General features: G+C 30.9%; 4 protein-coding genes and 1 pseudogene. 2 read left to right on the plus strand and 3 right to left on the minus strand.

What is annotated here, in order from left to right:
* Window positions 1–629, plus strand: a 629-nt coding sequence (locus RCH19_RS14515; RefSeq protein ID WP_343023830.1) for a transposase, incomplete at its 5' end; no start/stop codon positions are given.
* A 746-nt stretch (window positions 630–1375) separates the two neighbouring features.
* Here RCH19_RS14515 and RCH19_RS14520 read toward each other — a convergent pair.
* The 3 genes from RCH19_RS14520 to RCH19_RS14530 form a co-directional block, all read right to left on the minus strand.
* Window positions 1376–2509 carry a hypothetical protein gene (locus tag RCH19_RS14520; RefSeq protein WP_343023831.1) on the minus strand — a complete coding sequence of 378 codons (1134 nt, stop codon included), beginning with the start codon at window positions 2507–2509 and terminating at the stop codon, window positions 1376–1378.
* 3 nt (window positions 2510–2512) lie between these two features.
* Complete coding sequence (locus tag RCH19_RS14525) at window positions 2513–3736, minus strand: hypothetical protein (RefSeq protein WP_343023832.1); 1224 nt, start codon at window positions 3734–3736, stop codon at window positions 2513–2515.
* A 203-nt stretch (window positions 3737–3939) separates the two neighbouring features.
* Window positions 3940–4521, minus strand: a complete 582-nt coding sequence (locus RCH19_RS14530; protein ID WP_343023833.1) for a hypothetical protein — start codon at window positions 4519–4521, stop codon at window positions 3940–3942.
* Between the two features lie 131 nt (window positions 4522–4652).
* Between RCH19_RS14530 and RCH19_RS14535 the strand changes: the two are divergent.
* A pseudogene (locus tag RCH19_RS14535) lies at window positions 4653–4888 on the plus strand (IS1182 family transposase); the annotation flags it as partial.

The raw sequence follows: 4888 nt of genomic DNA on the forward strand, positions 1-4888 counted from the left end.
ACCATAACATTGTAACTATTGTAGCGCATCCTGATCCAGGAAAAAGCAATGAAAACGGCACACAGCCTGCTTATTTGGTTGCCAAATTTAAATACAATAAACAAACCGATACCTACATTTGTCCACAAGGGGAAACTTTAAAAACTACGGGACGCTGGCATAAGAAAACAAGAGAGAAAGACAGTTATCAATTTAAGAAATACCGAACTCCAGCTTGCAAAACATGTCCTGTGAAACACCTTTGTACCAGTAGAACAGGCGGGCGAGAGATTGATAGAAGTGAGTATGCTGATGCCGTAGAAGAAAACAACCAGCGGTATCAAGAAAATCAGCAGTTATACCGAAAACGTCAAGAGATCAACGAACATATTTTTGGAACCATCAAAAGACAGTGGGGTTACAATCATACTAATTTAACAGGTTTAGAGAAAGTAAATGGCGAACACAGTTTAATTATGCTCGTGTACAACATCAAACGCTCCATAAACATTCTGGGCGTACCGGATTTAATAGCAAAACTCAAGAAATGGAATTCACCTTATAAAACCAAAGCTTGTATTAGTTTTAAAACGACCTATTACACCTTTTATAAGGGCTTCAATGAAAATGAGTTACTTATAGCAGCCTAAAAAATAGCGTGCCGTAGAGCGGAGGAATTGAAGTTTACAAGAGTGTTTTTAGAGAGAAATTGTGAAAAATCGAGGTTTTTTCACAGCCTGACGTTTCGCGGCTTTGCGAAGTGGCGGATTTTCAGCACAAATGTTCATTTGAAAAACTGAACTTGAACCTTGCACTAAACTGTCATAGAAGCACTGAACCCGCCATTTTGCAAAACCGATGTTATGCCTTCGCCCTTCTTATTCTGTCGTGTTTGGTCGTGTCATTTGTCTATTTATTTCTCCAGTCCCAAGGTGCTGTCGGGTTTGGTTCGCTCCAAATTCCGATTTAATTATTTCGGGCTTTTATCTCTAATTCTGCATACTCTGCATCATCAGAATATTTTTTAAAATGCCAAGCTAAACCATTATATACTAATTCTTTGTTTACGTTTCTACCATCTTTTAAAAGTATCTCAACTATAATTCTTTTATAACGGTCTGTCTTACCTTCTGATTTTACAACATCTACATTTCCAAAGCAAATAACAGAAGCAAACTTTTTTGCTTTACTAGCAAACGGTTGTTTCTTTTCTGGACAATCTATATGAGCAATTCTAACGGTTTGTTCTTTTCCATTGTAAAATACTTTGTATGTGTCACCATCCTTAATGGCAGTTATTTTACCTTAGAAAGTTAATGGTAATACAAATTCTGAATTTTTGTTTTTATTACTTTCCTTGCAGCCAAGAAATACCAATAACAAAAATATTATTGTACTATTTTTTAAAAAACTCATTAATTTGCGTTTTTGTTATTTCATTTGCTTGTTCCCTTTGGATAAATGATATTTTATCTTTGTTTGCATTCATCCTTTCAAACCAATCTTCCCAATAAGCTTTTAATATTTCAAAATCTTTAGTTTTTCCTGTCTTTCTTTCATTTACTTCACAAACCAAAATATCCGTATATTTCAAATCAATATTATTTAGTTTAGGGATATTTAGCGATAGGCTAGTGATAGTATTTTTAATATTACCAATATTTACTGAACTATAAAGTGGATTATTAATTTCTGTATAGTTCCAACGACTTCCGCCACCGTAATCTTGCCTTTTTTCAAGTTCTAAATATCCATCAGTAATAATTACCACTTTATTGATGTAATTATCATAAAGAGTTGGTTTCTTTAAATGATTTACAAGATACCTTCTAAAGTAAAAAATATAATCAGCTCCCAAAGGTTTTTCTTTTGCAGATTTGTACAATGCCACTACTGCATTATTAAATTGTTTATTTTTGGCTTGTGTAAAATATAAACGATTGCTTTTTCCTTTGTGTGTTGATAGGTCAAATTGTAATTGATTTGCGATACTACTAAATTGCCCTTTTGCTTGGTCAATATCAGTAACATCTACAATTAGTTTATCTTTTGTATCTTGTTTAAGTTTTGAATATTCAACAAAAGAATTCCAAATAGTATTTAGGACTATCAAATCATTTTCTATTTGTCTAGGATTTTCTATTGTGTCAGTTATTCTTCTTGATAAATCTGGTATGACAATGATATTTAAACTTGTCTTTGAAGGTGGAATCCACTCTAAACATTTCCCTAATTCTACTTCATTTAGATTAAAAGAACTTAATTTATTTCTAACTGCATCTTGAAATTCTAAAGCAACGATTTTATTTCCATTTTCATCTGTTTCTAAAAGGTCAAATTTATAACGCTCATATAACGATTTAACATCATTAACATTACTGCAAACTTGAATTTGTCCAATAGCTTTACTTTGCAAAGAGGGTCTTGTCAGTACATAAATAAATATTCCAAAAAAAATCAAAAAACCCAAAAGTAAGTATAACGGCTTCTTGTCCTTTTTTTTGTGTTTCTTACGCTGTGTATCTTCCATAAATTAATTTTCTGTTTTTAAACTTTCTAATTTTTTTTGTAACCAAGCATTTTGATTTTTAATAGAATTCTCTATTAAAACAGTTGCTTTTGAATTAGATGAATTTCCGTGAGTATAGTTTTGCCAACCACCCATAAATTCTCCTATTGAGCCTTTTAATGAAGCAATATTAATAGGTATCACACCATTTTCATAACCTATAATGTCTTTTTGCTTTTCTTCAACTTTGCTATCAATAGTAACCAATTCTCCTTCTAATTTGTGAATTTTAGCAATAATGTCAGATAATTCTTTTCTTTTATCACTAATTCGATTGTTTATGTTTTCAATCAAGAGTTTGATTTTTTCGCTTTCAGTTTTTAAGTATGGGTGACTTAACACATAGTGCAATAAAAAACCCCAAATAACATACACAACAAATCCAAGAATTAAGACAAGATAAAAATTTATATCAGAAAAAATCATACTAAATTCCCATACTTTGTCTGAACGACCAGCGTTAAATTCATTATTATGAACACCTTCTGAAATTTTATAACCTATAAAGGCATCTGCTATTAAAGTAATTAGTAAAAGTGTAATTATTACTCCGTATTGATTAGGTTTATTATCATCAGTTAATTTTTTGTTTTTTTCCAAGGAATCGTGTATTAGAAACCCTAAACCTAGAAAAATCACGGGAAATAAAATTATTAGTGCTATTACTCCACCGCCTTTATTCGTAGCATCTGCAAATACATTAGGATTTATAAAACCTAAACTACCTGGTTTAATTCCATAAAATGCAGAATAACCTGCTGATGAATAAAAAACGAATAGGTATAATGTCAAAAGTAAGGTTATAAATGCTCCAATCACAAAAGGAGTAGTGTCAGCTGTTTCACCTTCTCCATTTCTAATATCAATTTTTTCAATTTCAAGTTCTTCAATTTCCTTTTCTTTATCTTCTTTATTTCGCTTGTTTGCATTAATATCTGCAATAGCATCCTGCTTTCTTGCCTTTTCTTGTTGAACTTCAGCACGTAATTTTGATACACGGTCTTTCAAACCTTGTTCGTCCAATTTTTGCTCTTCCAAGAACTTATCATAAACAATTTCCAAATAGCCTTCAATTGCGTCTGGAGCAGATTGAGATTTTTGTGCAGACCTAAACCCTAATTGAGTATAGGTTATTTTTTCACTATCTCCAATATTTGTTGATTGTTCTTTTTTGTTGTCTTCTGTCATAAATCATGTTTTTGTTTTAATTTTTATTGTATTCGTTCGTTTCTTTATGCGGTGTCGTTTTAGGGTGAGGCATAACGTCTTGGCGCTATACGATGGTTGCGACTTTGTAGCAGATTATTTTCTGCTAAACGAATATATGATAATAAACGTTAATTCCACTAAATTCGCAACTATTGTGTAACGGCTGTTACCAGCAGTTACTTCTATTTATTGCTATTTCTTTGTCTGTCAGTTTCAAACATTAAAAGCTCAATTGCTCGCATAGATGAAATCTCATATTTAAAATTTTTTTGAACTTTGTTATGAAGTATTTGATAATCATTATGCTTTTGAATTTCAGTTAAAGCATTTAAATAATTTACATAAGCTTTTGATTTATCAATTCCGTATGAAGATTTTTTTCCAGTCAAATATCTGAAAATTCGACTATCCCAAATTGCATAAACTTCAGGATTTATAAAATGCAATAATTTAGAAGTTCCCACAATAGAATTATTAATGCATTTTTTAATTATATCCAACTGGTTCTCTGTAAGTAAACTTCCAGATTTTGCTTTATTCAAATAATCTAAAACTTTTTCAATTTCTTTAATATCTAGATGAATGATTGTAGGCATCCAGCCATAAACAAAGTGACTTCCAATTATTAAATTATGTTTTTCAATTATGTCAATATTATCAAAGTAATTTATAAACTCATTATATGATTGAAGATAAGAATCATTTTCATTAAGCATAAGATTTTCAGCATCTCTCAATAGATTTTCAAAGCTTAGATTTTTCATTAACTAGGTTTCTTTTCTGTCATTTTTGGCGTAATTGCTGGTAACGTCAGTCTGTGAAAAAACTTCCGTTTAGTTCTTTCAAAAATAGTTAAATTATTTTAATAAAAGGAAGAAAAGTTGTATATTTAATAATGCAACACATCACAGGAATTCCGCGCAACCAAATGTGTTTTTCTAGTTTAGAAGACACTATTTCCTCAGAAAATCCTATTCGATTTATAGATGCTTTTGTAGCAGCTTTATCTTTAGAAGCGTTGGGATTTTCGGTTAAGACGATCAAATCTGAAGGTCGTCCTAGTTTTGATACTAAAATCTTCCTTAAATTGTATTTGTATGGTTATCTCAATGGACTTCGCAGTTCTAGAAA

The sequence above is a fragment of the Flavobacterium sp. PL12 genome, assembly GCF_039123485.1.
GTDB lineage: Bacteria > Bacteroidota > Bacteroidia > Flavobacteriales > Flavobacteriaceae > Flavobacterium > Flavobacterium weaverense.

Coding starts and splice junctions, on each gene's coding strand:
- RCH19_RS14520 (WP_343023831.1), bottom strand. CDS start 2,509: ATGGAAGATACACAGCGTAAGAAACACAAAAAAAAGGACAAGAAGCCG.
- RCH19_RS14525 (WP_343023832.1), bottom strand. CDS start 3,736: ATGACAGAAGACAACAAAAAAGAACAATCAACAAATATTGGAGATAGT.
- RCH19_RS14530 (WP_343023833.1), bottom strand. CDS start 4,521: ATGAAAAATCTAAGCTTTGAAAATCTATTGAGAGATGCTGAAAATCTT.